The organism is Enterococcus sp. HMSC072F02 (genome assembly GCF_001837725.1).
Taxonomy (GTDB): Bacteria; Bacillota; Bacilli; order Lactobacillales; family Enterococcaceae; genus Enterococcus_B; species Enterococcus_B lactis.
Genome location: NZ_KV833963.1, coordinates 33711 through 57832, shown reverse-complemented (window position 1 = coordinate 57832; position 24122 = coordinate 33711). Strand labels below are relative to the sequence as shown.

Annotated in this window: 35 protein-coding genes; 3 read left to right on the top strand and 32 right to left on the bottom strand. The window is 37.6% G+C overall.

Annotated features, from left to right (window positions below):
• Positions 1-71: 71 nt before the first annotated feature.
• The 20 genes from HMPREF2731_RS08780 to HMPREF2731_RS08685 form a co-directional block, all read right to left on the bottom strand.
• Entirely contained in the window at positions 72-2777 is a 2706-nt protein-coding gene (locus HMPREF2731_RS08780; RefSeq protein WP_070872794.1) for a phage tail tip lysozyme, read from the bottom strand.
• Positions 2774-3478 carry a phage tail protein gene (locus tag HMPREF2731_RS08775; protein WP_070872826.1) on the bottom strand — a complete coding sequence of 235 codons (705 nt, stop codon included), beginning with the start codon at positions 3476-3478 and terminating at the stop codon, positions 2774-2776. The genes HMPREF2731_RS08780 and HMPREF2731_RS08775 overlap by 4 nt, the downstream gene beginning before the upstream one ends.
• Positions 3479-3489: 11 nt before the next feature.
• Positions 3490-5793 carry a phage tail tape measure protein gene (locus tag HMPREF2731_RS08770; protein WP_070872792.1) on the bottom strand — a complete coding sequence of 768 codons (2304 nt, stop codon included), beginning with the start codon at positions 5791-5793 and terminating at the stop codon, positions 3490-3492.
• A gap of 194 nt (positions 5794-5987) precedes the next feature.
• Complete coding sequence (locus HMPREF2731_RS08765) at positions 5988-6452, bottom strand: hypothetical protein (RefSeq protein WP_070872790.1); 465 nt, start codon at positions 6450-6452, stop codon at positions 5988-5990.
• Positions 6452-7093 (bottom strand): phage tail protein, encoded by a 642-nt coding sequence (locus HMPREF2731_RS08760; RefSeq protein ID WP_070872789.1) that lies wholly within the window; start codon positions 7091-7093, stop codon positions 6452-6454. Before HMPREF2731_RS08760 ends, HMPREF2731_RS08765 begins: the two co-directional genes overlap by 1 nt.
• Before the next feature lie 6 nt (positions 7094-7099).
• Positions 7100-7465, bottom strand: coding sequence for an HK97-gp10 family putative phage morphogenesis protein (locus HMPREF2731_RS08755; protein ID WP_070872787.1), 366 nt, complete (start codon positions 7463-7465; stop codon positions 7100-7102).
• Positions 7455-7793, bottom strand: a complete 339-nt coding sequence (locus HMPREF2731_RS08750; protein WP_070872785.1) for a hypothetical protein — start codon at positions 7791-7793, stop codon at positions 7455-7457. Before HMPREF2731_RS08750 ends, HMPREF2731_RS08755 begins: the two co-directional genes overlap by 11 nt.
• Positions 7783-8109, bottom strand: coding sequence for a phage head closure protein (locus HMPREF2731_RS08745; protein WP_070872784.1), 327 nt, complete (start codon positions 8107-8109; stop codon positions 7783-7785). The genes HMPREF2731_RS08750 and HMPREF2731_RS08745 overlap by 11 nt, the downstream gene beginning before the upstream one ends.
• Positions 8087-8350, bottom strand: coding sequence for a head-tail connector protein (locus tag HMPREF2731_RS08740; protein WP_070872782.1), 264 nt, complete (start codon positions 8348-8350; stop codon positions 8087-8089). Before HMPREF2731_RS08740 ends, HMPREF2731_RS08745 begins: the two co-directional genes overlap by 23 nt.
• 9 nt (positions 8351-8359) lie before the next feature.
• Complete coding sequence (locus HMPREF2731_RS08735) at positions 8360-8689, bottom strand: hypothetical protein (RefSeq protein ID WP_070872780.1); 330 nt, start codon at positions 8687-8689, stop codon at positions 8360-8362.
• Positions 8690-8696: 7 nt separating this feature from the next.
• Complete coding sequence (locus tag HMPREF2731_RS08730) at positions 8697-10046, bottom strand: phage major capsid protein (protein WP_070872778.1); 1350 nt, start codon at positions 10044-10046, stop codon at positions 8697-8699.
• 12 nt (positions 10047-10058) lie between these two features.
• A complete protein-coding gene (locus HMPREF2731_RS08725) occupies positions 10059-10631 on the bottom strand; it encodes an HK97 family phage prohead protease (protein WP_070872776.1) in 573 nt (190 codons plus the stop codon).
• Complete coding sequence (locus HMPREF2731_RS08720; protein ID WP_070872824.1) at positions 10603-11790, bottom strand: phage portal protein; 1188 nt, start codon at positions 11788-11790, stop codon at positions 10603-10605. The genes HMPREF2731_RS08725 and HMPREF2731_RS08720 overlap by 29 nt, the downstream gene beginning before the upstream one ends.
• Positions 11791-11853: 63 nt before the next feature.
• Positions 11854-13581, bottom strand: coding sequence for a terminase large subunit (locus HMPREF2731_RS08715; protein WP_070872774.1), 1728 nt, complete (start codon positions 13579-13581; stop codon positions 11854-11856).
• Complete coding sequence (locus HMPREF2731_RS08710; protein ID WP_069972692.1) at positions 13578-14030, bottom strand: P27 family phage terminase small subunit; 453 nt, start codon at positions 14028-14030, stop codon at positions 13578-13580. Before HMPREF2731_RS08710 ends, HMPREF2731_RS08715 begins: the two co-directional genes overlap by 4 nt.
• A 111-nt stretch (positions 14031-14141) precedes the next feature.
• Positions 14142-14522: an HNH endonuclease gene (locus HMPREF2731_RS08705; RefSeq protein WP_070872772.1), complete on the bottom strand. Its 381-nt coding sequence runs from the start codon at positions 14520-14522 to the stop codon at positions 14142-14144.
• On the bottom strand, positions 14519-14905 hold the full coding sequence (locus HMPREF2731_RS08700) for a hypothetical protein (RefSeq protein WP_002369123.1): 387 nt from the start codon (positions 14903-14905) through the stop codon (positions 14519-14521). The genes HMPREF2731_RS08705 and HMPREF2731_RS08700 overlap by 4 nt, the downstream gene beginning before the upstream one ends.
• The gene (locus tag HMPREF2731_RS08695) at positions 14886-15233 is read right to left on the bottom strand and encodes a hypothetical protein (protein WP_002317347.1); all 348 of its coding nucleotides are present in this window, start codon (positions 15231-15233) and stop codon (positions 14886-14888) included. Before HMPREF2731_RS08695 ends, HMPREF2731_RS08700 begins: the two co-directional genes overlap by 20 nt.
• A gap of 60 nt (positions 15234-15293) precedes the next feature.
• Entirely contained in the window at positions 15294-15590 is a 297-nt protein-coding gene (locus HMPREF2731_RS08690) for a YjcQ family protein (protein WP_002301744.1), read from the bottom strand.
• A 317-nt stretch (positions 15591-15907) separates the two neighbouring features.
• On the bottom strand, positions 15908-16384 hold the full coding sequence (locus HMPREF2731_RS08685) for a hypothetical protein (protein ID WP_070872770.1): 477 nt from the start codon (positions 16382-16384) through the stop codon (positions 15908-15910).
• A 345-nt stretch (positions 16385-16729) separates the two neighbouring features.
• Between HMPREF2731_RS08685 and HMPREF2731_RS08680 the strand changes: the two genes are divergently transcribed.
• Entirely contained in the window at positions 16730-16942 is a 213-nt protein-coding gene (locus tag HMPREF2731_RS08680; RefSeq protein ID WP_070872768.1) for a hypothetical protein, read from the top strand.
• Between the two features lie 79 nt (positions 16943-17021).
• Positions 17022-17264 (top strand): hypothetical protein, encoded by a 243-nt coding sequence (locus HMPREF2731_RS08675; protein WP_070872766.1) that lies wholly within the window; start codon positions 17022-17024, stop codon positions 17262-17264.
• A 26-nt stretch (positions 17265-17290) separates the two neighbouring features.
• Here HMPREF2731_RS08675 and HMPREF2731_RS08670 read toward each other — a convergent pair whose 3' ends face one another.
• The 3 genes from HMPREF2731_RS08670 to HMPREF2731_RS08660 are packed head-to-tail and all read right to left on the bottom strand — an operon-like array spanning position 17291 to position 18262.
• Complete coding sequence (locus tag HMPREF2731_RS08670) at positions 17291-17494, bottom strand: hypothetical protein (protein WP_070872764.1); 204 nt, start codon at positions 17492-17494, stop codon at positions 17291-17293.
• A gap of 7 nt (positions 17495-17501) precedes the next feature.
• On the bottom strand, positions 17502-17690 hold the full coding sequence (locus HMPREF2731_RS08665; protein WP_070872762.1) for a hypothetical protein: 189 nt from the start codon (positions 17688-17690) through the stop codon (positions 17502-17504).
• A complete protein-coding gene (locus HMPREF2731_RS08660; RefSeq protein ID WP_053812945.1) occupies positions 17687-18262 on the bottom strand; it encodes a hypothetical protein in 576 nt (191 codons plus the stop codon). Before HMPREF2731_RS08660 ends, HMPREF2731_RS08665 begins: the two co-directional genes overlap by 4 nt.
• 52 nt (positions 18263-18314) lie before the next feature.
• Between HMPREF2731_RS08660 and HMPREF2731_RS08655 the strand changes: the two genes are divergently transcribed.
• A complete protein-coding gene (locus tag HMPREF2731_RS08655) occupies positions 18315-18749 on the top strand; it encodes a hypothetical protein (RefSeq protein ID WP_010725774.1) in 435 nt (144 codons plus the stop codon).
• Positions 18750-18755: 6 nt separating this feature from the next.
• Here HMPREF2731_RS08655 and HMPREF2731_RS08650 read toward each other — a convergent pair whose 3' ends face one another.
• The 9 genes from HMPREF2731_RS08650 to HMPREF2731_RS14485 all read right to left on the bottom strand — a co-directional run bounded on the left by HMPREF2731_RS08650 (position 18756) and on the right by HMPREF2731_RS14485 (position 24118).
• Positions 18756-19217: a DUF1064 domain-containing protein gene (locus HMPREF2731_RS08650; protein WP_010725775.1), complete on the bottom strand. Its 462-nt coding sequence runs from the start codon at positions 19215-19217 to the stop codon at positions 18756-18758.
• Positions 19218-19359: 142 nt separating this feature from the next.
• A complete protein-coding gene (locus HMPREF2731_RS08645) occupies positions 19360-19602 on the bottom strand; it encodes a hypothetical protein (protein ID WP_010725777.1) in 243 nt (80 codons plus the stop codon).
• Complete coding sequence (locus tag HMPREF2731_RS08640) at positions 19599-20447, bottom strand: ATP-binding protein (RefSeq protein WP_070872760.1); 849 nt, start codon at positions 20445-20447, stop codon at positions 19599-19601. The genes HMPREF2731_RS08645 and HMPREF2731_RS08640 overlap by 4 nt, the downstream gene beginning before the upstream one ends.
• On the bottom strand, positions 20447-21232 hold the full coding sequence (locus HMPREF2731_RS08635; RefSeq protein WP_070872758.1) for a hypothetical protein: 786 nt from the start codon (positions 21230-21232) through the stop codon (positions 20447-20449). Before HMPREF2731_RS08635 ends, HMPREF2731_RS08640 begins: the two co-directional genes overlap by 1 nt.
• 16 nt (positions 21233-21248) lie before the next feature.
• Positions 21249-22064 (bottom strand): PD-(D/E)XK nuclease-like domain-containing protein, encoded by an 816-nt coding sequence (locus tag HMPREF2731_RS08630; protein WP_070872755.1) that lies wholly within the window; start codon positions 22062-22064, stop codon positions 21249-21251.
• Entirely contained in the window at positions 22027-23049 is a 1023-nt protein-coding gene (locus tag HMPREF2731_RS08625) for a recombinase RecT (RefSeq protein WP_070872753.1), read from the bottom strand. Before HMPREF2731_RS08625 ends, HMPREF2731_RS08630 begins: the two co-directional genes overlap by 38 nt.
• Before the next feature lie 2 nt (positions 23050-23051).
• Positions 23052-23246 carry a hypothetical protein gene (locus tag HMPREF2731_RS08620; protein ID WP_070872751.1) on the bottom strand — a complete coding sequence of 65 codons (195 nt, stop codon included), beginning with the start codon at positions 23244-23246 and terminating at the stop codon, positions 23052-23054.
• A 9-nt stretch (positions 23247-23255) separates the two neighbouring features.
• Positions 23256-23480: a hypothetical protein gene (locus HMPREF2731_RS08615; RefSeq protein ID WP_002369161.1), complete on the bottom strand. Its 225-nt coding sequence runs from the start codon at positions 23478-23480 to the stop codon at positions 23256-23258.
• Between the two features lie 293 nt (positions 23481-23773).
• Entirely contained in the window at positions 23774-24118 is a 345-nt protein-coding gene (locus tag HMPREF2731_RS14485; protein WP_141762873.1) for a hypothetical protein, read from the bottom strand.
• Positions 24119-24122 lie beyond the last annotated feature (4 nt).

Sequence of the window (24122 nt, the reverse complement as noted above, 5' to 3'; positions counted from 1 at the left end):
AGCGGAATATTATTATTTGGCTCTGTCGTACTCAAAATCATTTTATGTTTAGGCACTTTCTTACCTCCTTATTAAAAACTAATATAATCTCTTGCATTATGAAAATGCGCTGCCGATGATGGATAAAACTCATCCATAAATTGAAAATGTAAATGTTCCCCCGTTGATGGACCAGTAGTGCCCATCAAGCCAATTTGCTGACTAGCAGTTACCTTCTGACCTTTCGAAACGTCTACTCGGCTTTGATGCGCGTATCCTGTATACATGCCATCGGCGTGTTTGATTACTGTCCAATTTCCGTACCAATCAAAGTAGTTTGCATCACCTGCAACAATGACTTCCCCATCTGCTGATGCAAAAATAGGTGTATTGGGGTTCCCATTCACAAGGTCGATACCGTTATGAAATTCTTGTGCTCCTGTAATTGGAGAAGTGCGCCAGCCAAATTCACTCGTCACTGTGATTGGATCCGCAATCGGCTTCACATATCCTTTTGATACAGGAATTTCCAAATCTTTGAACTTGTCATACCATTCTTGTGACCACGTTGTTCGTTCTGGATGTGGATCGCGTGGACGTTCAAAGTTAGCCACGAATGCTTGCGCTGCTGTGTTGATATCGGTCAACGTCATAAACTGTGTCCACGAATAAGGATAAGCGCTGGTCGCAATCCACTGTCCGTTTGGTGCATGCCACATCAAAAGTTTAAACTGTGCGGTAATCGTATCTGGATTGTCGCTAATTCCAGCTTTAGTCATCAAATTAATCATGTAGACACGTCCACTGTTCGCGCCTGTGCTATCAGTCCACTGCCAAACGCCGTAACCGAAACCTGGCGCGCCATTACCTTCATCGGCTGTTGGGTTGGCATCAGATTCACCTTGTGCATTCCCTAATAAAGCGGCAGCGGCTTGCTTACTAAAGCCAGCACCCAAAGCCATAGCCCAAATTTGCCAATAACGTTTGTCACGGTCACTGGTAACTTCTGGTGGATATTGGCCATTCCAGCCGTTGTCATTTCCGCCTGAGTTACCACCATCAATTTCTTTCCCTTTCACCGTAAAAGTTCCTTGAACGTCCAAGTCACCAAAATAAGTTGCTTTTCCGTTTCCTAAAAGGACAAATCCCTTTCCTGCTGCTGGGGAAATCAAAATATACTTTCCGTCGCCATTTGTACGTATTACCAATGAATTGTCTTCTAGTGGTGTAGGGGTAGATGCGTCCGGAAAAGGATTACCTGCAGAATCTGTAGTACCAATAGTCCCGATTGATTCCTTAGTATTCCAGAACTCCATCCCCTTTTTTGTGAGTTCCATGATTTTTTTATTTTCGTTCCAAATCTGCAATGTTCCTTTAACAATTTTTAGCACGTCACCCAATTCATTAATTGAGCTTTCAAGAACTTCGGCATTAATGATTCCGACTTTAATAAAATCAGCTACAATTTCGCCTTTTGATGTCATTGCGATACCAAAGGGCCCATTTACTCCGTTCTCGGAATAACCCAGCCCATTCAAATTCCACCGCCACACACGCTTTGCTGTTGCTGCTGTATCAGTATCCATGATAAGAATCTCTGATGGAGCTTTTTCTGGACGAAAAACGACATGTCCACCAGAATTCCCAGTGATCCACGCCGTTGCATTCAACACATTTTGAACTAATGTTTCAGTTCGGTTGTCGATTTTCTTTTTTAGTTCTTGCGTCTGCGTGTTTACTGTCGAGGTATAAAGAGATAAGTCATTACCCAAAACAAAATCTTTGTATTTTCCGAGTGTCGGGAAATAAGTGTATTCGACCATGCGCTCTTTTATCTCGATATCTAGCTCTTTCGCCCTCACATGAGCGACATCACCAAGATGTAAAGATGCTAACTCTTGATACATGTCACCGTATTCGAGCGTATGCTCTAGCGCGACCATACTAACTGTGTGAGTTGCTTTTGGTTCGTGAATACGATCATTATCAAATAAGGTTTTACCCCATTTAATCAATTCATCAACTGTTTTGCAGTCGCCATTTTCCCGTTTTCCAATGCGTCTGTTTTCGTTAGTCACACCATCAGTTTCTAAATATCCATATTCAATAGGCTCTTTGTCTTCGTCATAATCGTTATCAGGAACTCCGCCAATCAAATACAGACTGTTCACAATGGATTCTTCGTCAATTTCTTCTTCGATTGCTTCTAAATTGATACCAAAATCGATCCGAAAACCATTATCTGATCCAATCTGTTTTACCAGTTTCAAATCATAGTTATCCATATCAAGTTCAGCACTAGTCACGCCAGTCAAATTTTGATTACCGTTATTTGAGCCGATAATCGCTTCAACTGGTGCGACTTGTCTTGCTGTAAATTGGTGCGTTGTACCTACATTCGAAAGATAGTTGAATTTTTGATCAAATGCCAAACTGTTTTTAAGATTTGTCATGATCTGAGAACCGTTGCCGTTATCCGTGAATGACTTAACGATAAAGTTTTTATTGGCCATAAAACCAATATGTCTGGCTGTCACAGAAACGGAGGTCAAATTCTTTTTGATATTGTAAATTTCGAAGTATTGCCAAGAACCATCTGGTACCTTCGCTTTTATAAAATTTCCTTTTTTTAAATAAGAGCGATACTGTCCGCCTCTTGAATAGTTACCATAAAAACGATATTGGCCATTCAACACACGATTGATTTCTGGCAAATCTTCCCAGTCAACTAACGACGCTCCGTTAACGCTCAAATCATCTGGCATTTTTTTATAAGCATAAATAAATTCTTGCGTCACAGATACACACTCCTATTCCAGACTTTTATTTCTTTGTATTTTCCAGATATGATTAATTGATTTTTACCAGGGTTAAGCGTTGGCCAATCTCCGCGAGTAAACAATGGGTCGTCTTCTTGAACTGCCTTTCCTAGCTCAGTATCTATCTTCACGACCCCGGCTAGTGTATTCTCTACAAGCAAAGTTTTTGTACCAATCGTTAGCGACAAATGACCTCCTTCGGACACAATTTCAAAATAGGGTTTTGCTACTTCGTCTCCAGGATCGAAAATATCTTCTCTTGATTCTGTGATAATTATCGGTTGTTCGTTCAATTTCTTTTTTAATGGCTGACAACGAAAAGTAACATCGAATGTATAAAAGAAGCCCCACTCGTTTTCGAACGGGACTTCTTTATCCATGCTGCAGATAGCATCTAGATACTTGTCTGGATCATTATGAGTGATTAATTGGCTTTTACCAGTGAGCCATCGTTTGACTTCCCTCAGTTTGGAATGTGGGATAGTGATCCCTTCTATTTCCAAATCAAAAGGTTCATAATCATCAAACGTCTCAGTCAATTCTCCGCTTCGGCCCTGAATCGTGTAAGTTTCGTATCGTTTGTTCGGCATAATATCTGGAAGCTCTGCCTCAATGATGCAATCCATATCAATTACTGCGTTCCGATTTTTCCAAATAAAATTTGGTTCATCTGGATTCATAAATTGTCGACTCAAACAGGAACACCTCCCAAATCATAAATAGCCTGTTGGTTTGCTTTGGCAAATTTACGATTCATACGATCTAACTCAGATGGATTGTTTGCATCGACTTTGCCAATGTGTATATGCTGTTCAATGCTACCTCCGGAAACTCTTCCACCGATTCCGTTGCGTTTTTCTTCGTCTGATAATGGAGTAACTGTGGTTTTTCCATTCTTAGCAGTCAGTAATTCAGGGCCAGCTTCACCAACGATTGCTTGCCCATTGATCAGATGACCACCTTGTGCTAGATAAGGGATTTTTGATATAGAGAATGATTTCCCTCCTATACCAGGAACCCATTTTGGTATCTTGATATTATTCAATCCACCAATAAATCCATTAATCAATCCAATCATGGCATTAATAGGAGCTTTCCCCACAGCAACAATACCATCGAAAATACCTCCAAAAATATCAACTAACCCTTGCCAAGCTCTTGACCAATTGCCAGTAAAAACACCACCTATAAAATCAATCAATCCGTTAAAGATTCGTTTCCCTGCATTAAAGAAGTTTTCAAAGTTAGCTACGATTCCACCAAAAACATTACTAACAAATCCAACCAGAAAATTGAATTGCTGGACCCATGAATCTACCAACATTTTTATAAAAGTATTCACGCCATCACGAAACCATTTGACTTTGTTATATGCTAAAACAAAACCAGTGATTAATACTGCGATGCCTGCAATCACTAAAACGAATGGATTAGCCGCTAAAAACCCAGCCATTGCTTGCCAAATTCCAATGAAACTTTTAATACCACCGACAATCTTTGTCACTGATCCCATCAATGTTCCAAGAACAACTAGTACTGGTCCGACTGCAGCTGCAATGCCTGCAATTGTTATAATCCAATTCTGTGTATCTTGATCTAACGACCCCCACCATCTCGAAAATTCTTGTAACATAGAAGTTGCTTTTTCAAAAAATGGCAAAAGGCTGACTTGAACTGCTTCGCCTACGTCGGCCATTGCGAGTTTTGCATTGTTCATCGCTTGGTCAGCCTGATCAATAGGATCAAGTGTTGCATCGAAAGTATCGCCGACAGAACCGCCACTTTCTCCCGCTGTTTTTGCTAAATCTTCTAAGTTTAACGTACCTCGACGAATCGCATCTGCCATTCTAGGACCACCTTTAGTCCCAAATACTTCCGCTGCTGCATTAATAGCTTCTGTTTCTGAACCTGCATTTTTCACCTTGTCTTGCAATTCTCCAAGACCCTGGCTTAGAGATTTTCCATCTTTTGCATAAGCTACTGTCGCTTTAGATAAACTACTCAAAGCTGCACTTGAGTCAACACCGCTTTGTTCAAATTGTCCAAGCAAAGTGACTCCTTCTCCGAAGCTCAATCCTAGTTGTTTAATTTGAGGTGCGCCATCAATTGCTTTTTTCATCAAGTCATCTACAGATTGACCAGTGTTTTGCGATGTTTTTGTTGTTACATCGAGAACCGAGTTTAAATCTTCGTACTCTAGTCCATAAGCATCGATAACTTGACGAGCGGCTATTGCTGACTGAGAAACATCTGTATCATTGATTTCAGCATACTGCAGGAGATAATTGGTTGAATCTTCCAATTGCTTGCCCATAAAGCCGAACTGGGTATTGACTTCGCCGATTGCTTCACCAACAGTTTGCAATGGTAAATGAGTATTCGAACCAACATTTTTGAAGGATTGAGAAAGCCTATCTGCTTGCTCGCCTGTCGCTCCTGTTTTAGTGATGATAGTATCGAGAGCTTCGTCTACTTCACCAAATGCGGCAAGACCAGCTGCACCTGCTGCTACAATCGGCGCCGTCACACCGACAGACATTTTTTCACCAACGCCTTTTATCTTTTCCCCGGCTTCTTCTATTTTTTGAAGCTTTTTCGCTGTATCTACAGAAACATCACCTTGTTCTTTTAATGCATCGTTTGTCTGTTCCAATGCTGTACGAAGCTTATTTTCTCCAGTTTCCGAATTAAGCAATTGCTTGTATAATTTTTCTGATTCAGCAGAATATTCGCCTGTCTCTTTGACAGATTTTTCATATTCTTCTCTCAACATTTGAGATCGTTGTTCAGCTAACCCCAGTTGTTTTTCTAACTTTTGTTTAGCCGCTCGCAATTTTTCTGTTTGAGTTGCATCCTTGTCCATCGCAGACACTTGGTTTTTGTACTCGGCAGCGGCTAAGTTCATTTCTTTGTTGATTTCTTTGATTGTTTTCGAATAACTGACTTCGCCATTCGTTTTAAAATTAAGAACGACATCAGATTCTTTACCAGCCATTTATCTTAGCGCTCCTTTCTACCACCAAGGCGATTTATCCATAGTTACAGATTGAGGTGGTTCAAAATCGGTGTTTTGTTGTAACCACTGTAAATAAGATTTGAGCCACAAGTTAGGTGTAGACTTCAAAAAGAAACTCTCACTCCAATTCAATAGAGTGAGAGCAACGTAAATATAAAAACTCCAAGGAGTTCCTATCTCTTCCGATTCTTTTTGTTTACCTTTCTTTTTGCTTGCGTTTTTTGAAAGTCTTGTGGCTTCTTGGATTTTTTTAGGTCTTCTACCTGAAATGTCTGGCTAGCAAAAATTTCCATACAGGTACTATAAGCAGACAACACCTCTCCACTCATTCCCAAAAATTTGAAAATAGTTTCTGGATCTTCATCTAAACCACCAGTACGCAGCAAGGCATAAATTAAGGCGCGCATGATTTTTAGGTCACTAGGCGATAAGTTAGCAGAAGAAATTTGTCCTTCTTTTTTAGATAGCATGGCGTTCATATCAGATTCAAATTGCGAATAATCTCCACCATACACATCTGCTATAAATTCCATCGTTTGCATAGTAAATGAGATAGGGAATTCTGCGCCTTGAATAGTGACAACAGCAGAATTTTTTAAGTCTTCAACGTGAATCCCATAATCAGCAAGTCTGGCCATTAATTGCCACCTCCATCTGGCGGTGTCGTATCTGCAGCTATAGCTTCCCACTGACTTTCATCATAAACTGGTTGTGCAATGAATTTTTCAAATAGATCCATTGTCGCTTCTTCACGATTCGAATCAAAACTTGCATACATCACATTATTGTATTTCAGTCCGATGGAAACCAGATTTGCAGTTACATCGTCAATTTTTGTTTCTTCCTCTGCAGTGGCATACTCTTCGTCAATCACATTGGATAGTTGTGTGCTTGGGTACCACACTGCTTTTTTACCACCATTTTCAATATTTCCAATGAAACCGAAAGCAAAGTATGGAAATTCTCGCGCGGTATTTTTGCTAAACGTTACTCCGCTTTTAGCGATCAATCCTTTGATTTCATCCATTACCGCAATTGGAATACCTACGTGATCCAACGCAATTTCGTGTTTTGTTTCTCGGGACACGCGTCGGAACATTTTGCTTGATGCCCATTTTTCCAACGCTGTACCATTACCTTTGATACCAATTTTTGTGGCGATAGGTAACCGAACAACTTCGCTATAAGTCGGAGCAGTTCCAACAGAATCCGGTGTTGCCATCATTGAGATTAAAATGTCATCGATACCTTCAAAATAATAAACATCTTGTTTTCCCAATTAAAATCATCCTTCCCATAAATCAAGTATTTTTTTCGTCATAATTTCTTCAATTTTTTCTTTATTTTGTTCATACGTACCACTTGCAAAATGTTGGGCACGTTGATTTGTTGTGCCATTCTCGGCAAAGCGCCAATAAAAAGCAGTCTCTTCAAACTGGACCTTCACTCGATCTTCTTCAACAACAACTTTTATTTGTTCGCTCATATGTTTTTTCTTAAGCAAGGACTTAGGAATATTGGGAAGCAACTGCTTTAGATAAAAGTTAGCTGCTTCTTCTAAGGATTCCAACGATAATTTTTTTGGATCAACTCGCGAAAGATTACCCAAATAATCAGCCATCTCCGAAAATCCATTCTTATTACTTGGCATTTTCCACGCACCTCACATATGTGTAATAGTTAGTCACTGTATCGTCATTCTCGTCACCTTGTATACCTGTTAAGTCTGAATATGGAACACCAGCAGTTTCCAATGCTGTTTCTAATGCCTCCAAGTCTTGCTCTGTCCCTGTTGTATAGAGCGAAACTTGGTAATAAGGTAATCGTCGATGAACTTTTGAAGATGCCATTTTTTTACTTTTGCTCACATTCGAATAAACGATATATGGAAAGTCTGTCCCTTTAGCTGCCTTGTCTCTGAACACTGGTAACTTTGTTGATTTCAGCGCTGTTTTCAATTCATCAAAGCTAATCGACATAAGCTAAACTCAACTCCATTTCTCTTGTATCGGGATTCGTATAAATACGAGTAATGTTATACGTCACAGAATCAATTTTGAGCGCACTTAATTTCTCTGTGATAGTTTTATCCCATCTCACTTTAATTCGTCTGATAACGTCCGACTTGGCTTGCTGTGACAAATATTTTTCTTGAGAAGTCACACCAAGTTCTTCATAGAAAATTGGACGCTTAAATTCATAAACTGTAGTTGGACGATCGTTTTCGTCTGTTCCTGTTTTAATATCGTATAATTCAGCTTTCCACCTGAGATTATTCGTCTGCCGCTTCGGCATTTTGAATCACTCCTTGCACGATAAATGGCGTAATGGCACTCAAAGCTTTGTCCAGTTCGTCCTCAGAAACTCGATATTCATATGCAATGCCCGCAACCATCAAAATAAGATACTCTTGTTGACCACCAGTTGCAGTCATTACATAATTTTTTGCCATATCCAAATAAAAAGAGAGCAAAGAATCGTCCATGCCCTCTTCAAAATGGATATGCGATTTGAATTTTTTAGTCAACTCATCCATTTAAGCCACCTACTTCGTCAGTACAACAGGAATACTCCAGGCAGATCCGATAAATTCACCGTCATGCAGATACCGTGCTTTTTCAATTTCATCGGCTCCAACCCCTAAATCGTTGTATGCCTGAACATAAATATAAATTTTGTCTCCTTCACTTAAAGCTGGCACATTTTCAGCTGCTAATGTCCAAGAAGAAGTCTCAGTATATCCCATTTTAATTGCTTTTTTCGGATCAGAAACGTTGGCGTCCCCATAATGAGTTAAATACGATTTTGCCCCTTCCACAGGATCAAAGGAGACGGTCAATGAACCATCTCCATTAAATTTTCCTGTTGGATTCAGGGGCGTTTTAGGGTGTAGTCGTCACTTCATAACGGTATACTGCTGGCTCAAATGGAGAATAAATTAACTGACCATCTAGCAAGTTGTAAATTTGGAACCCGATTTGATTTTTACCAGAGAATTTTTCAATCAATCGTTGAATTTCTAAGGCGCCGATCACTTCTTGAATTTTGAATGCTGAGAAATCACCGAAGTAAATAATCGGTGTATCTGGATCACCTTTCTTATCTGCTGCATCTGTCCAATCAACTGGATAACCGACTAATGTATGACCAATCCCACCTTCGGCTTGTGTGAACGGACGTAATAGAGGAAAACCATCAGCAGTTTTCATTTTTTCAACAGCAGTCAAAGCAGCGCGATTGATAATGAAACGACCTTTTTTCATAACTTCCGTAACTGGTGTATTTTTCATTTCGATTAAGGCATCGTACAATTTCTGGCCAGCGTCAGCTGCGGTTAAATCGACAGCTGTTGCTGGAGTAAATTTAACTGATTTTTTCGCTAACGCGCCAGGGTTTTCATTATCCGTGTCATCACCATTGAACATGTAATTGATTTCTTTACGGACATAGGCTTTTTTTAATTCTTCAACAACAATGTCTTCGACAGGAACACCAGACATTTTCAACAGCTTTTTAGTTACAGTAGCCAACGCATCGAATTCCGCTGGATCAAGAGTAATTTCATCAAATTCAATATCCGTTTCTGGAATATCGGTAGTTCGTTCTTTCTTATTGACGTTAGCTTCTGCCTTCTTAACTAAGAAAGGATATTTGACATCACCGGCTGTTCGTACCACTGTCCCATATTTTCGAAGTAAATTCTCTTCTTGCGCATACGTGATCACTTCTGATGCAATTACTTCTGGAACAGTTACTGAACCATTACCGGCATCAATTCCCAATGAGCGCGCTTCTGTTTCTGAAATTTTACCAATAACAAAATTGGCAAATGCTTTTCGGATTTGTTGTTCTTGCTGTTGTTTATTTAAACGGGAACGAGTATTCAAACCATTTTGAATAGACCCTAACAAACCATCACGTTGTTGTTGCGTAATCATGCCAGCGCGATTTTCGTTTGGTTCTGGATCAACAGGATCAGTTGGTTCAGTTGGTTCAGCAGGTTCAGCAGAACGTCCTTCGCCAGCTTCAGGTTCTGGATCTGGTTCTGGATCTGGTTCATCTGTACCTAATTCATCCTTGATATTTTGTAGCTCTTCAATCAAGCCGTCGATCTCTTCCTGAACAGCTGGCAAGTCAGCTTCACGAACTTCACCCGATTCAATCCGTCCACGTAATTCTGTTAATCGTTGCTCATTGCGAGCTTTTAATTTTTTCAACAATTCTTTATTCATTAGTTTTTCCTCCTAAGCGCTCAGCGCATCATTAATTGTTTGAATCATTTTTTTTCTTGCTGCAATATCTTGCTGAATTTCCTGTTTACTTCTAGCAAGCGTTGCTTCTGTGTCTTCATATGCAGGGAGTGAAACAATAGATACCTCGAATAATTCCACTTCATTCACCGTACGCAAAACAGGATCGGTGTTGTAATCCCACGTTTCTTCTGTTGGAATAAAACCGAAGCTACATTGATCAATATCTCCACGACTCATAGATTCGATAAGGTTATTAGCATCGGTTGTGTTGGGTAACTCAACTTCAAATTTCAACCCACGTTCGTCTTCTTCAAGCCGAAGTGTTCCACTTTTTGTTCGTCCTAGAACTTTCCCCCAGTCATGATCAAATAGACATCGGACGTCCGAATTTGATAATGCCTTCGAAAATGCACCAGGAGAAATTACTTCTTCTAAGCCTTCCCAAAGTAACGTTCGACTGTTGAACACAGCAGCATACCCAGTTACGATTCGACTATTATTTTCTGTAACATCTCTAGTACTCAAGTTGGTGATATCAAATGTCCGAATTTCCTTCTTTTTCATTTCCATCACCCCCTTTCACGTTTTGATCATTCGTTGGTAAGGAATCATCTGTTGCATTTTTCTGGCCAATCCTAGATAAGTCATTTGAAATATAGATAGCTTGTGTTTCTGGAGTGTTCTGTTTAGGGAAACCAAGCATTTCTGCCACATTATCCGGACTTGTAATCCCAGTACGTACGATGTTGTAGCCAATATTTGTTTTTGTTGAGTAAGGAACAAAATCCAAGATGTTGATTTTCCATTCCACCCGATAGCCAGAATTCGGCATAAAAAAAAGAGCGGTGTAATGTTCGCTCTTGTTCTTCAATATTGGTTTGATTGCTTTGTTATGCAGATACATCATCGCTTTTTCAATGTCTGTTTTCATCAACGATTGATACGTATCAACATTGATTCCTAAAAATTTACCTAAGTCTTTTTTATAAACACCTAAATAGTTCAAAATAGCCGCGTCATCAACAGGACTTTTTAACGTCTCGATGGAATATCCTTTTCCCAGAGGAATCATCTTAACAGAATGATCACTGTCATTTTGCGTTCCTTCCAGTTGATCCAATATAGCTTTGACAATTTTCGTTTGGGCGCTATTATTTGGATTGATGTGGGCGTCCAGTTTAAGCATGAACGCGAGTAAACCACCTTTAGTATATTTGTCCGTCAAAACTTTTTCAGCGCTCAGAACGCCTTCCAGAGTGTTTCTTGCAAGGTCAATTATTCCAGCACCTTTTAATGAATCAGTTCCGATGTTCTTAATGTGTCGAATCATTTGACTAGGTATTTTTTGACCATTCATTTCAAATTCTTCTTGAAGTCGTTCATTGATTTTAGTGGTTACACCGTATGCCAAATGAAGCTGCTCCCGATCTGTTAATGGGAATGTCTCACCATTGATCAGTAGGGTATTTGTTTCCAATTTGGCAAATTCGAATCCGGTCAAATAATCATTGGGATTCTTCAAAATTTTTAGCAAGTGGTGGTCCTTCACTTCATTACCGTCTGGACCTATGACAACAGGCGAGGACAACGCTACCTGGTTTGAGATATCCTGGACCAATTCATAAACATCAGAAGATTCCATGATAGAGGAATCTGTTACATATCTTTGACCGTAACGCGTATAGTGGCCAAACATATCCTCGATGTACCCACGCTTTTCCATAAAGGAATAGACTGCATTCGATAACCGATCACGTAATTTCAATATTTCTCACCGCCTTTCTATTTATCTATAGATGGAACTAAGGTAATCATCTAATTCATCCGAATCAATATCTGTCATCTGATTCATCGTTTCCTTATGACCACACAAAAACGCCACGAACCCATCAATCTTTTTCTTTGATTGACGTTTACTTGGCGCTTTTTGTCCGTTGATATTGGTAATTGCTACAACATTCAAGGTGCAATAAAGGAACAATGGATTATCAAATTGAATTCGTTTCTCATAAAACAACCGTTCGACATCATCAAAAGGAGCGTTCAACACTTTAGGATATTGGGCAACCTCAACGCATTCCAATCCTAAGTTCTCCAATTTCTCAACAAGTTTGTCGCTCATCGCTGGATCATAATTCACTTGTTGTATATCGTATAAATCCATGCAGTCTTCGATGTACTGCAAGATTTGATCTTGATCAATCATTTTACCATCGCAAAATTCAACAAAATCTTGTTCAGCTAAATCGCTGTAAGGCACGTTATCTTCTTTTTCTCGAAACTCTAAATCTTCATTGGGAATAAAATAAAGCTGCTTCACTTTAAGGACCGCTTTTCCATCTTCATCCCACGTTGGGAAGTTTAAAGACACACAGGTCAAATCTCGTGTGCGTGATAAATCCAAACCAATGTAACAAGGTTCACCACTTAAATTTCCAAGCTCTTGGGTAGTAACCAAACACGGCTCTACTTGATCCTGTTCAAAGAAATTATCCGCGCCGTTTACAAATACATCCAAGTGCTTCGTTAGAAACTCGGCTTTTGAATGTGCTGAACGTTGTGCCGTTTTAAACGCTGACTCCAAGGCGGAAAGATCAACTGATATTCCCCAGTTAGGATTGCACATTTCCCAAACTTTTCTATCCGTCCAATCATAGTTTTTATTTGGTTCATAGATTAGAACAAAGTTCGAATCATTATCATCACGTTTCAACACTTCTTTTGCTTCACGATATACGCGCATTCCAACAGACGATGAACCTTTCCCAGCAGTTGAAATATTAAACATCAATGGTTGTGGCAAAGAGATTTGTGCAGACTTAAAATTGTCATACTGTTCCATTTTCTCTTGCTTATGCAGCTCATCATTCAATACAAAATATGGATTAGAACCCTCAATGTTATCGATATTCTTCGTTTGAACAATAAATTTATTCGAATAAGCCATATCTTCATGAATATAATCATAAGTAATACTAGAAACAGTTCCCTTTGGTCCTTTAAATATTTTAGTTCCTTCAAGTAGGATTGGATTGTTTAATATTGTAGCTGCAAAAGGTTTGGCAGCATATTGAGCTTGAGCAAAGTCAGAAGCGCATGCATAACAATCGACTGACAAAGCACCTTCTCCATACATTGCATAGCCTAATGAACCTACGGCAATCAATGTTTTACCATTCTTTTTTGGAATCTGGACATAAGCCTCACGAGTAACGCGTACAATTTGGCCTTTTTCATTTTCTTTAACCCAACCATAAATCCAAGAATAGATAAATTTTTCCCAAGGTTCTAAAATGAATGGCTTTCCAACCATCTCACCTTTTGTATGAACAATAAATGATTCTACCCAATCCATCATTTCATTGGCACGATCTACATCAAACCAAATATCTTTTCTTTTTTTCCACTGATACCAGCGATCTATTGCTAAACGAACGGTTTTAGGATACTTCTTAGGTTTCTTTCTTACTTCTTTTGCAAATAAATCAGCATAATTTACACCAGGTTCGATCATTTTTCAGTACCTGCCTTCTTACGCCATTTGTTTCTGTGCGCTGCTAGTTCATCTACTGGCTTTTCTTCTGGGCGTGTAATTTCTTCATCTTTTCTTGCAGTCGATCCGCCAGTTATTTGTCTACCAGTTTTAGCCTTATTCGTTAGCCCCAACAAATCTAGAGCTTTCATTTTTTTATCTGCCCAAGTTTCTACTTGCTGCGCCAATGGATGCTTCGATTGATTAGTGGCCCCTGATTTATTCGTGAATTTTTGCGTCTCTGGAAAGCCTTTTTCCTTCCACAAAAGATATTTGTGTTGGTAAATTTCAAAAATATCCAAATATGATTCGATTAATGGATCAAGAGTGATGGTGTACAAATCAGACAAATTCATTATTTTTAAAATACGAGCTTTTTCAGCACTTACTTTTTCATCAACAATCGCTTTACGTTGCACTTTAGTCGTCATATTTGTATACACCCCCCTTTGTTTTTTGAAAAATTTGACCTAACGATGCGCGTGACTCCCCGCTACCCTATCTCCCCACGCGAAAAAATTTTGAAAATGGATAGGGGGGCTTCAATTGAAATACGAAGGGAAAACTTTTTTGTCTTCCGTTTCATTTTCAACAATTGGATGACATTTTGAACATAAAAGCATGAGATTGTTTGGATCAAGCTTAAGCAGTTCATTGTCTTTGATGGGTACAATGTGATGGACATGTGCCCTCTTGCCGAAGATAAACTGACCGCATCGCTGACAGTGACCACCTTCTCTTTCATAAATAAATTGACGCATATCCTTCCATGCTTGCGTTCGATAGAATGGTTTGTTCTCATGATGATAAACAGACTTTGCTTGTTGCTTCTTCTTACGTGATTTGCTTGATCGCTTGTGTTCAGTACAATATATTCCCTTTGCTATCTTGTTCGTACATCCGTCAAACTGACAATACTTCATTCTGCTTCACGGATAAATTTTAGGATGTCGCCTTTTGCACGGATAGCGCCAGGAATATCAATACCATGTTTCTTAGCATATGCACGCAATTCTTTTGCAGTCATGTTGTCCAGTTTATCTGCTTCTTCCACAGACTGATCGTTAGTAACTTCGTCTCCATCCAAGTCATTAGTAGTGTTGCCATCACTATCAAGAACTTCATTGCTATTAGTTATTGGTTCACCTTTGATAGTCATAAAACTTCCATCATCAATTAAGATTCCTTTTTCTTCCGTTACTTCAAAATCAGGTTCTTGACCTTTCGGAACCACAACAGTCTTTTTCTTTTCTGAATCCCAATACTCCGTTCCAGTAATTGATGATCTAATTTTTCTCATTACCATTTTGATTCTCTCCTTTGTAATTTGTACTGATTACTTTTGCACCCATACGTTTATACCAATCAACCTGTTCTTGTAAGTTTGGCAATGTTCTAGAAAGCAATGTGATAGTTAATTTCGAATGACCTCGTACTCCATCAGTAATATCAACATTGCAATAATTACCATTCCATACTGGCTTGATATTGCTGATCACAATATTTCCATCGCCATCTTTTATTTCGTTTTTAATCCAATGCCTACTGTTATCATCTTCAATTGCTTTTTTATAAACTTGCCCCATACCCGCTGGAACATCAAAAGTAAGTACAGCCTCATGAAAATCATTCATAGATAAAACTCCTTTCAAAATAAAAGAAGAGAAGCCTGATATACATCAGACTTCTCACACCTATTTTATCCAATCTCTAATTTCTTTTGCCATTTTATATGTTTTAGAAAATGTTGAGTTCTCTGCTAAAAAAATTTCGCCTTTTTCAGTCAGTTTTAAAAATCTATAAGTAGCAGGTAATAAAACATTGCTACCGTAAGTTCCACCAACAATGTAACTTTCATTTTTCAAAAAATTTAACTGGTCATTAAATTGTTCTTCTGAAATTCCCAATATACCAAAATCAAGATTTTCGTAATTTCCATTTTCAATTTCTTTTAAAATGGCATATCGTATTTTTTGGTTTTCTTTTATCATTTATGAATAGCCTCCTTTTCATAAATGAATTATACCATTTAAACAATTCATTTTGCTCATTGTAAAACAATAATAAACAGTAGCCATTGATAGAATAGATAAACACGAAAATTTAAAAGAAACTTTTCCATTTCCTTTTAGTTTATTTTTGTTTATTGCTGTCTAATCAAAGCAATAGAAAAGAGCCACAGATACCAATTAATAAAATAGTTGGGATATCTTGGCTCTTTCATATTTTTTTGACACTAATAGAATATCATGCTGCAAACAATGTTTACATAGCTACAATGTTCGAACATTTAGTGAACATTGTAATTTTAGAATAAAGACAGCTGTTCTTTGTACTTCTCGCTATTGTAGAACTCGATTTCACTTTCTTTTTTACATTGATCAGCACGTCTTTGCTCATACTCGTCTATAAAATTCAGAGTTTTTCTTATTTCTGCATGTCGCTGTCTAACATACGATGGAGCGTAGTCGATTTCCTCTGCGATGTCTTCCAGCTTCATTCCGTCAATATATTTCATCTTTATGATTTGATTATCAATACCAGAAAAGCTATCTATTAGTAATAGCATTTCTTCCTTTTGTTCATTTAATAGTCTCAATTCATTTTCTATCTTTTCGATGTTTTCTTCTAAAGAAGCTGATCTAGAATTTTTTTCGATACGGACGTCTGCTAAATCTCCATTGACCCATCGATTCAATTCAAGCTTACTTTTATTAAGATTCCACTTTAAGTAAAGAATCTGCTCATCAAGTTCTTGATAATCTTTTAACCACTGAAATCTCACAAACGCCACCCCTTATATGATAAAATAGTATTGCGCTGCTATCTCGAAAGAGGTGGCTTTTTTTATTTTTTCTTAGCCGTTCCATTCTGGATTGCCTTTTGTTCCAAACGACGTTTTTTCTTCTTGATTTTCGATTTTGTTTTTCCCATACAAACATCCTTTCTGGAATATATATCGTTCGACTTTTACTGTTTAACAAGAGATGACCAAATTTTATTGTTCGTTTTGAATCATCTCTTTGAAAAAATTTTAGTATTTTTGTAAGACCCCTAAATCATATTTTTGTTTGTTATAATACCTTTATCGAGGTATTTAATCGAAATATAAAACTAAAGGTGATCAACAATGAATAAAACTAAATTACTTGAATTAATTAATCAACGATTTGAAGAAACTGATTTAGAATTTTTAAATATGAAAAATTCCCCTGAACTATTTGCTTATTTCACTGAAGATGATATTCCAACTTTAAAAACACTTAAATATATCAGTGACATCAAAGTTACTACTCGTACTGGCGAACTCAACCTCAATAAGCTGTCTATAAAAAAGCAATAGCATAAGGTAATTCTTTATTGATATAATTTATTTGTCAGAAAATAATATGCTGACAAATAATAATCAAGGAGAAATATATATGGCAAAATATGTTTATGCTAACTTATTAGGAAATTGGAAGTGTCTAAATGACGACGATAAATGTGTAATGGGTGAACATAGAGCCTCACCTAGTCAATGGTTGGAAGAAGGAGCAGAATTATATGCGCCTATTCATAGATCTGATGCAGATACTCTCTATGATTTTCCGTACGTAAATATTCACTACAAGGGTGTAGACTATCGAGTTTCACCTTTGGATATACAAATCGTTAACAGATAAATATTTATTGATATCCTCCATAATGATTATTTGCTCGTTATTATGGAGGTATTTAATATAATCATCGGTTCCGGCATAATCTGATCATCCTTTAGCAACGCATCAGGATATTTTTTTCTTAACTTCTTATTGTTCGTATATGTTTTAAGCAACCATTGGCTTGCCTCACTCTTGCTTTCTCCGGAAAAATAAATTTTCCCTGTTTGGATTCCTGCAAGTTGAATCATCATTTTCACCTCAAATCAAATTTTTTTCTGCTAGATGGAGCAAAAGCAATCCGATATCAAGGATCTTTTGATCCATTATTTCAGCTACTTTGCTCGGCTTAACTCCTTGAGAAAAGAGCAAGCGTGCTTGCTCTATCTCTTCGTGAGTCCAAACAAATTTGGCTTCCTCAAGGATAATTACTGGATCAGTTACTCTCATTGTTCCTCTGGAAAAATGATGTCATCCTTATGTTTGGACCAGGTATCTGCATATGGAGCAAAGTATTGTCTAGCTAATTCGATTTGATCAATTAAAGCAGTCTCTGATAATTCATGATCTGCAGCAATTTCATTCATACTATCGCCTTCATCTAAACGGATAAGAACGTCTCGAATATTTACGGTGACATTTTCTGGTAGTTGTAATGTCGTTGCTGTTTTAATAAAATCATCAACAGTTTCTTTTGATACTAGGATTGTTACATTCTCAACTTCTTCTACACCATCGCCGATATCAAGTGAAGTCTGCTCTTCTTTGAACATTTCGATTGTGCCATCTGAATTCACAACATATTCAATATTTGGTTTCTTCGTTTGCTTATTTACTGGTACTGTGTATTCGATTGTTTCTGGTTGAATTACTACAGTCACTGTTGAGCCAAGAAACTCCGTTAAATTTTCAGTACTACCTCTCAGCGATCCATTGCTAACAACTAGTAATACTTCTGTGTTTCCATTAGATTTTGATGTCACTTTCTTCAATTCTGGTCTGAAATTTACTTGTTTTGTCATTTTATTTTCCTGCTTTCTTTGATATGATTTTTATTAAGGAGTTGAAATCAAGATGCTTTATAAAATTAACGTGTCTTTAAAGATGTATTTGAGAAGAAAATTTAGTAAAATAATTGGATCAAAGTTCTACGTTAAATTTTTCGATAAACAAACAGAATCACGTATATTGAACAAGTTCTTAAAAAATGTAGCTAGTGGAAAATATACGGAAAACAAAAACATAAGATATGCTTATTTAGATAACGACGATCATCTCAATGCAATCTTTTTAGCTATTGAGAAAGGGTACGTAAGCAATATTGAGATATTGGAACGCGAAGAAGAGATTTTTCCTGAATTAGAAGCCGTTTATCCTACAGTTACTGTTTCTGGAGAAAACTTTTTGCGTAACCAATCTTTTTTTAATCGACATCCTTTTTTTGAAAAAGTTTTAATTGCTGTTATATCTTCTATAGTTACTTTGCTTATAGGTTATTTTTCTAAATAATAGTTTTTATGAAGAAGTTTCGTCATGTAGTTTCTTCTTTCTTCGTTCCGTTTGTCTTTTTCGTTGCTGTCTTGCTGATTCAAAACAATCCATTTCAATGAATTTATTGATTTTTGAATCGAACTTAGCAAATGTCACTGGAAAACCGTATCGATAAGCAAACATCTTCATTTTGAGCATAGAGATTGCATCTTGATAACCTTTGACATCAATCACTTTTTTCACTTGACCATTCTCATAAATCACAAAATCAGCTCGGTAATAAATCGGCGCAATCTTACGATCGTTGCATAGATACCCTTCTTGCAACAGAACATTTTCTTGCATGGCACAGTAAATTTCAGATAATGGCATAAAACTCATACCGTTTCGTTTTAACTTCATGTAATAACGAGCTTCTGCCTTTGAATCAAATGTGATTCCGTCTACTTCGTGTTTTTTGTTTCCATATTTGCTTCTGGTTGCCATTTGCTATGCTCCTTTTTTAGTCTTTCGAGTCGTTCTTTCGAACGTCGTCCATTTGCATTGCATAATGGACAAGGTTCACAAGTTGACCATCCAAGCGATGTCTTATACCAAATAACCGTTTCATCGTTGCATTTTAAACAAGTCATTTTGCACCTCTCATCCATGCTTGGTTACTTTTCGGACAACAATTTTCTTTTTTCACTGGCTTTGTCTTAGGTTTTGAAAATCGGCGTTCGTGTTTAATAACTTCGACCACTTCGCCGCCACAAACACTTGCAACAAGATCAGCCTCTTCTTTAGTCATATAATGTTTAGCAAACTCAACACTAGCTTCTCCTCGTCCTCGGCTATCTAAGTAGCACATTTTTTTCACTACAAAGGTCAAACTGGATTCCTCCTTTTATCTGTCGTTGTTTTAAATACAGCGATGTTCCCTTTTGTCCCATTCATTACACGAGAAAACACTCTCTCGCCGTATGCGTGTTTTAATTGCTTCGATGATAAATTGGTCGTGAATATCGTAGCTTTGTTTAAACGAGCTTCTGTGAGCGATGTGAGAACATCAACATCGTATGGTGTTGCTTGATTGTTTTCTTCCATTCTTCCTAGCTCCGCACCTAAATCATCAATCACTACAAAATCCGTCTTTTTAATTTCAGCCATCAACGATCCTGTCACAGCTTTTCTTGCTTCTGGATCATTCATTGCGAACTTCAATTGCTCTAATAATTCTCGATAGCTTATAAATGAACAGGCAATTTTATAATTAGATGTCATCATTACTTCTTTGATTACTGCAGCACCTAGATGGGTTTTTCCAGCTCCTGTTCTACCAGTAATCACCGCGTGAATCGTGCTACCCCTTACGATTTTTTTAGCCCATTCTTGAGCCATCGCTTTTATTTGTGCTGTTTCCTGATCAACTACTTTGTATCCATCAAAATCGAAGGTCCATATGGCATCATCTGTAATCATTGAACTGTTAAGCATTCGATTGAAAGCGTCCTTTTTCATTGCTTCATTCGCTTTTTGGATAGCTTCTTTTTGATTTTTAGTTACCATTTCTCGGTAACCACAAATCTTATTGATACATGTAGGACCGCATCGATCAGTACCATCTTTATTTTTTGTTTTCCAGATATACAATGGATCACCACATTTCGGGCAATTATGATCTGCTGTTTTTAATCCGCCGTAAGGTGCAGCCATTGCACTTAGTTTTTTATCCATTACCAATCCTCACCTGTTTCTGGTAACTCATCATTAGAAATATTTTGTTGCTTTCTTTTATTTTTTTGGATAGCCATCTTATCGAAATGCTTTCTTAAGCTAGTCGGTGATAAAATCACTCCAGACCAGAAATCATTACTAGTGGCCCACACAATCATGTCTTGAACTTCTCTACCAGTTCGTTTGTCAGATTCAATTGTTAAACGAATCGTATTCGCCCATTTATCCAAATCAGGTTCTTTGATGTTTTGATTTTTTCGAATGAGTTTTAATAAAAGAATGGCCAATTTTTTATTTGGATCATCATCTGCGTACTCTCGTTTTTTTCGAGAGGTACGAGGATTATTATTGTTTACATTGTTATTCATTGTTTTATCATTGTTGTTTGTGTGTTTCTGTGATGCTTCTGCGTCGTTTTGCTGTCGTTTCTGTGTCGTTTCTTTAGATTCGTAACGTTGATAAAAGTCATAATTGACAATGGTTATAACAGTTTTTTTACTGTCGCTTTTTCGAATCAACATTTGATCATCTTCCAACATTTTTAAAAACCGATTTACTTTGGTGTTTGACCAACCCCATCTTTCACATAGCTGTCTTACTGATGTAATAAATTCCCCACGATTTACCTCTATTAGTTGGCCGTCAAATAAAAATTTATTATTCTGGTGATTGGCATCCATCAGCAAATCTAGCCACGCTTCGTATTTAGAGAAAACTCTTTTTTCTTGATATACCCAGTGATCTCGGATATTTCGGTGAAGTGCTATCCAGCCTTTGTCTGCCATCTACTCACCCACCGTTCTATAAATCGTCCATGCTAGTGAATCCAGTTATTGGAAGATTACCCCTACAGTACTCGCATAAACCGCAATGGTTCGGCTTCTCTTCACCATTCTTCACTCTGACAATTCGCTCAATTTTTTCTTTTAATAAGACAAGTTCGTAATTCATTTTGTCTTGTTCAATTGTTATAAGCCTAGCTTCACTTGGTGTTTGTTTAGAAACAGCTGCAATGATCGGTGTAAACGTCTTTCCGTATTGCTGTAAAAGTAACTCCTGATATATAGCCATTTGAAGTACATATCCAAAATTGACTAGGAATGTTTCTCTTGATCCATAATTTTCATTCCATTTACGTTCGTGCATGTCTTTGGTTGTTTTGATATCAACAAAATACTCATCCTCAACATTCAAGCAATCAATCTTGCCTTTCCATGTCGTTCCAAATAGTTCCCCAGTCACAATCGTTTCTTTCTCACCTTGATAGATATTCATGAACACTTCTTCTTGTTTAAGTCGTTCAATCATTTGTTCAGCAATTTGGAAATCTTTCAACAATCCATACGGCTTCCGACTAGAAAACATTTTGGATTTATTTTCTTTTTTGAATGCTTCATGTACTTCTTTTGATTCAAAATAAGAATGTACGTAGTTTCCTACGAGTAAGGCTTTGGGATCAGACGTCGGTGCCCAATCGCCTTTCAACTTTGCTAAGGCTGCGGCTTCACATTTTAAAAAGGACTTATATTGTGATGTTGACATGTACTGCCAGTCAGCTTCATTGGAGTAATAATTCTCATCAGAAAGGGTACTCGTCGTCTTCAAATTCTGAGACATCGTCTACACCTTCCTCACGTCCAAAATCTGGAATATCGATCAGTTCTTCTTGCACTGGCTCGATATCTTCTTTATCAATAAAATGAGCTTGTTCAATTTCTGGATGACCGGGAACATTAGCAACACGCGTTGTTCCTTCTTGTACATCATCAGGAATCACGATTGGTTCAGCTTCTGTTTGAATTGGTTCAGCAATATTTTTGTTTGAAAAGAGTTTTTGTTCGAGAGTAGCCACTTTTTCTGTTTGTGGTGTTACATCTTTCCGATCATTGTCAAATTCATTTTCTAACGTTTCTTTTGCAGCTTGAACTAACAAATCGTTATCGTTGCTTGTGTTGATTAATACTTTAGCTGCACGATTGATCACTGTCCGTTTAGCCATTTCTTCTGGAAATTCCTTTTGCGGTCCAGAACCTTTCATTTTTGACTTCGCCCAACTTTGATCGATTTGCTTTTTTGTCATGGCTGTTGTGGTTTCTTTACCATTTGCTAACTTGATGACTACATAGGCTGCAATGATTTCATTGTCTAAATTCTCAAATTTTGTTTCATGCTTTTTGACAACCATGTTTGGTCCATCCATTGCAACTTCAAACTCATCGCCTTGTCGAACGACTACAGGCGTAATATCTGCTCCTCCAGTTACACGATCAAGAACGACCATCGTCCCAAAATAAGAACGCATTAGCTGGACTTTTTTATCGTATTTGATGAAATAGCATTGTTTTTTCGCTGGAGATAAGCCCTGAATAACCATGTTTAACAATGCATTGGAGATTGATGTTTTCATCTCTTGATTAGTTGCGGCCATCTGCAAAAGATTTCCGCCTGTATTATTGGTTAGTTCAAAAAAAGCACTTTTCAAAGCATTTTGTGGACTATATCCTGGTGGCATTTCTAAGCCTTGTTCCTGTAACCGTCCAAGATTACTGATTACCTGTTCATCTAATGAACGTTGTGTTGTTTGTGTTAAGTCATTTGCCATTCCTAAATTCCTCCTAGTTCAATTTTTGGATAATGTTGTTGGGCATACTCTAGAATGTCGTCTACTGGTACATAGCCTTCTTCTGTTAAATAGCAAGAATCGCCTTGATACAAAGAATTTCCTTGCCAATCAACTCCAACAGGACTAGCTTCATTTGGTGGTTGCTGTCTTGCGCCTAAAGAATCAAAGTTTTTCATCACAACCTCCTAAAATTCCCAAAATAGTTTTAATGTGTCATTGTCTTGTTCAATGCTAGATACGCCTTCTGTTTCCAATGCCGCTAAAAATGAAGGTGTTAGCCCTTTTGAGCGAATCGTGCAACTCGTTTGACCATAACTAGCAGCAGTCAAAATCTTTTCTTGTACATCTCGTTGAGCTTTATTCATCATTGCTTCGAATATTTCATCGCCTAACCCTTTGACTGAAATCATTTATTTCCTCCTGTGTTATAATGGTTTAAAAGATTTTTCTTTTGGACACTATTTTGCTTGCCGGCGGTCGTGTCTTTTTTTGATTTGTGCATCAAATCATCACTTTCTATAAAATGGCAAAGACAACAGACAATAAAATGACGTTTAGAACCAAGCTGATATAGCAAAGTGCTTGTAACTGACGAACTTTGTACACGGGCTCTTTGTCTTCGGCAATTGATGCAAGTAGTATTTTGCTACTCGAACGCTCAACGATTGGTTTTCTTATTTGTATTGCTTTGCCCTCCTTCGTTTTATAGCTCATCTATTGTTTCTGATAGATCATCTATTATTTCTAATAGATCGTCTAGCTCGTTTGCTTCTGTGTCTTGCAGCAGACCATTAGCTTGAAAATCGTTTATTAGGTTGTCTAGCGTATTACTTGTGCCTGCAATGTATGCATTGAGTTCTTTCGCGCCCCAACCTTTCACCTTGCGTTCAAGAATACGAAGATATTCATCCTTAATTCGTTTTTCTAAAAATTCTTTCATGTTATTCCTCTCCACTTTTCCAAAGTATCGATCAATAATACGTTGTGCCTCTTCTTTTGTTTTGACGGTATGAGACATATGTCCGTCTGTAATGGTGAATTCTGTCATGTAT

What these genes read in the sequence shown, in the direction of transcription:
- HMPREF2731_RS08740 (WP_070872782.1), bottom strand. Translation starts at nt 8,350, where the DNA reads ATGGATGAGTTGACTAAAAAATTCAAATCGCATATCCATTTTGAAGAG.
- HMPREF2731_RS08630 (WP_070872755.1), bottom strand. Translation starts at nt 22,064, where the DNA reads ATGTCTCAGAATTTGAAGACGACGAGTACCCTTTCTGATGAGAATTAT.
- HMPREF2731_RS08700 (WP_002369123.1), bottom strand. Translation starts at nt 14,905, where the DNA reads ATGGTAATGAGAAAAATTAGATCATCAATTACTGGAACGGAGTATTGG.
- HMPREF2731_RS08680 (WP_070872768.1), top strand. Translation starts at nt 16,730, where the DNA reads ATGAATAAAACTAAATTACTTGAATTAATTAATCAACGATTTGAAGAA.
- HMPREF2731_RS08650 (WP_010725775.1), bottom strand. Translation starts at nt 19,217, where the DNA reads ATGGCAACCAGAAGCAAATATGGAAACAAAAAACACGAAGTAGACGGA.
- HMPREF2731_RS08670 (WP_070872764.1), bottom strand. Translation starts at nt 17,494, where the DNA reads ATGATGATTCAACTTGCAGGAATCCAAACAGGGAAAATTTATTTTTCC.
- HMPREF2731_RS08635 (WP_070872758.1), bottom strand. Translation starts at nt 21,232, where the DNA reads ATGGCAGACAAAGGCTGGATAGCACTTCACCGAAATATCCGAGATCAC.
- HMPREF2731_RS08705 (WP_070872772.1), bottom strand. Translation starts at nt 14,522, where the DNA reads ATGAAGTATTGTCAGTTTGACGGATGTACGAACAAGATAGCAAAGGGA.
- HMPREF2731_RS08625 (WP_070872753.1), bottom strand. Translation starts at nt 23,049, where the DNA reads ATGGCAAATGACTTAACACAAACAACACAACGTTCATTAGATGAACAG.
- HMPREF2731_RS08615 (WP_002369161.1), bottom strand. Translation starts at nt 23,480, where the DNA reads ATGATTTCAGTCAAAGGGTTAGGCGATGAAATATTCGAAGCAATGATG.
- HMPREF2731_RS14485 (WP_141762873.1), bottom strand. Translation starts at nt 24,118, where the DNA reads ATGACAGAATTCACCATTACAGACGGACATATGTCTCATACCGTCAAA.
- HMPREF2731_RS08710 (WP_069972692.1), bottom strand. Translation starts at nt 14,030, where the DNA reads ATGACGACTAAAGTGCAACGTAAAGCGATTGTTGATGAAAAAGTAAGT.
- HMPREF2731_RS08745 (WP_070872784.1), bottom strand. Translation starts at nt 8,109, where the DNA reads ATGCCGAAGCGGCAGACGAATAATCTCAGGTGGAAAGCTGAATTATAC.
- HMPREF2731_RS08730 (WP_070872778.1), bottom strand. Translation starts at nt 10,046, where the DNA reads ATGAATAAAGAATTGTTGAAAAAATTAAAAGCTCGCAATGAGCAACGA.
- HMPREF2731_RS08665 (WP_070872762.1), bottom strand. Translation starts at nt 17,690, where the DNA reads ATGAGAGTAACTGATCCAGTAATTATCCTTGAGGAAGCCAAATTTGTT.
- HMPREF2731_RS08750 (WP_070872785.1), bottom strand. Translation starts at nt 7,793, where the DNA reads ATGTCGATTAGCTTTGATGAATTGAAAACAGCGCTGAAATCAACAAAG.
- HMPREF2731_RS08655 (WP_010725774.1), top strand. Translation starts at nt 18,315, where the DNA reads ATGCTTTATAAAATTAACGTGTCTTTAAAGATGTATTTGAGAAGAAAA.
- HMPREF2731_RS08775 (WP_070872826.1), bottom strand. Translation starts at nt 3,478, where the DNA reads ATGAATCCAGATGAACCAAATTTTATTTGGAAAAATCGGAACGCAGTA.
- HMPREF2731_RS08765 (WP_070872790.1), bottom strand. Translation starts at nt 6,452, where the DNA reads ATGGCCAGACTTGCTGATTATGGGATTCACGTTGAAGACTTAAAAAAT.
- HMPREF2731_RS08620 (WP_070872751.1), bottom strand. Translation starts at nt 23,246, where the DNA reads ATGAAAAACTTTGATTCTTTAGGCGCAAGACAGCAACCACCAAATGAA.
- HMPREF2731_RS08660 (WP_053812945.1), bottom strand. Translation starts at nt 18,262, where the DNA reads ATGACAAAACAAGTAAATTTCAGACCAGAATTGAAGAAAGTGACATCA.
- HMPREF2731_RS08640 (WP_070872760.1), bottom strand. Translation starts at nt 20,447, where the DNA reads ATGGATAAAAAACTAAGTGCAATGGCTGCACCTTACGGCGGATTAAAA.
- HMPREF2731_RS08720 (WP_070872824.1), bottom strand. Translation starts at nt 11,790, where the DNA reads ATGGAAAAGCGTGGGTACATCGAGGATATGTTTGGCCACTATACGCGT.
- HMPREF2731_RS08725 (WP_070872776.1), bottom strand. Translation starts at nt 10,631, where the DNA reads ATGAAAAAGAAGGAAATTCGGACATTTGATATCACCAACTTGAGTACT.
- HMPREF2731_RS08755 (WP_070872787.1), bottom strand. Translation starts at nt 7,465, where the DNA reads ATGCCAAGTAATAAGAATGGATTTTCGGAGATGGCTGATTATTTGGGT.
- HMPREF2731_RS08675 (WP_070872766.1), top strand. Translation starts at nt 17,022, where the DNA reads ATGGCAAAATATGTTTATGCTAACTTATTAGGAAATTGGAAGTGTCTA.
- HMPREF2731_RS08690 (WP_002301744.1), bottom strand. Translation starts at nt 15,590, where the DNA reads ATGATAAAAGAAAACCAAAAAATACGATATGCCATTTTAAAAGAAATT.
- HMPREF2731_RS08770 (WP_070872792.1), bottom strand. Translation starts at nt 5,793, where the DNA reads ATGGCTGGTAAAGAATCTGATGTCGTTCTTAATTTTAAAACGAATGGC.
- HMPREF2731_RS08715 (WP_070872774.1), bottom strand. Translation starts at nt 13,581, where the DNA reads ATGATCGAACCTGGTGTAAATTATGCTGATTTATTTGCAAAAGAAGTA.
- HMPREF2731_RS08695 (WP_002317347.1), bottom strand. Translation starts at nt 15,233, where the DNA reads ATGAATGATTTTCATGAGGCTGTACTTACTTTTGATGTTCCAGCGGGT.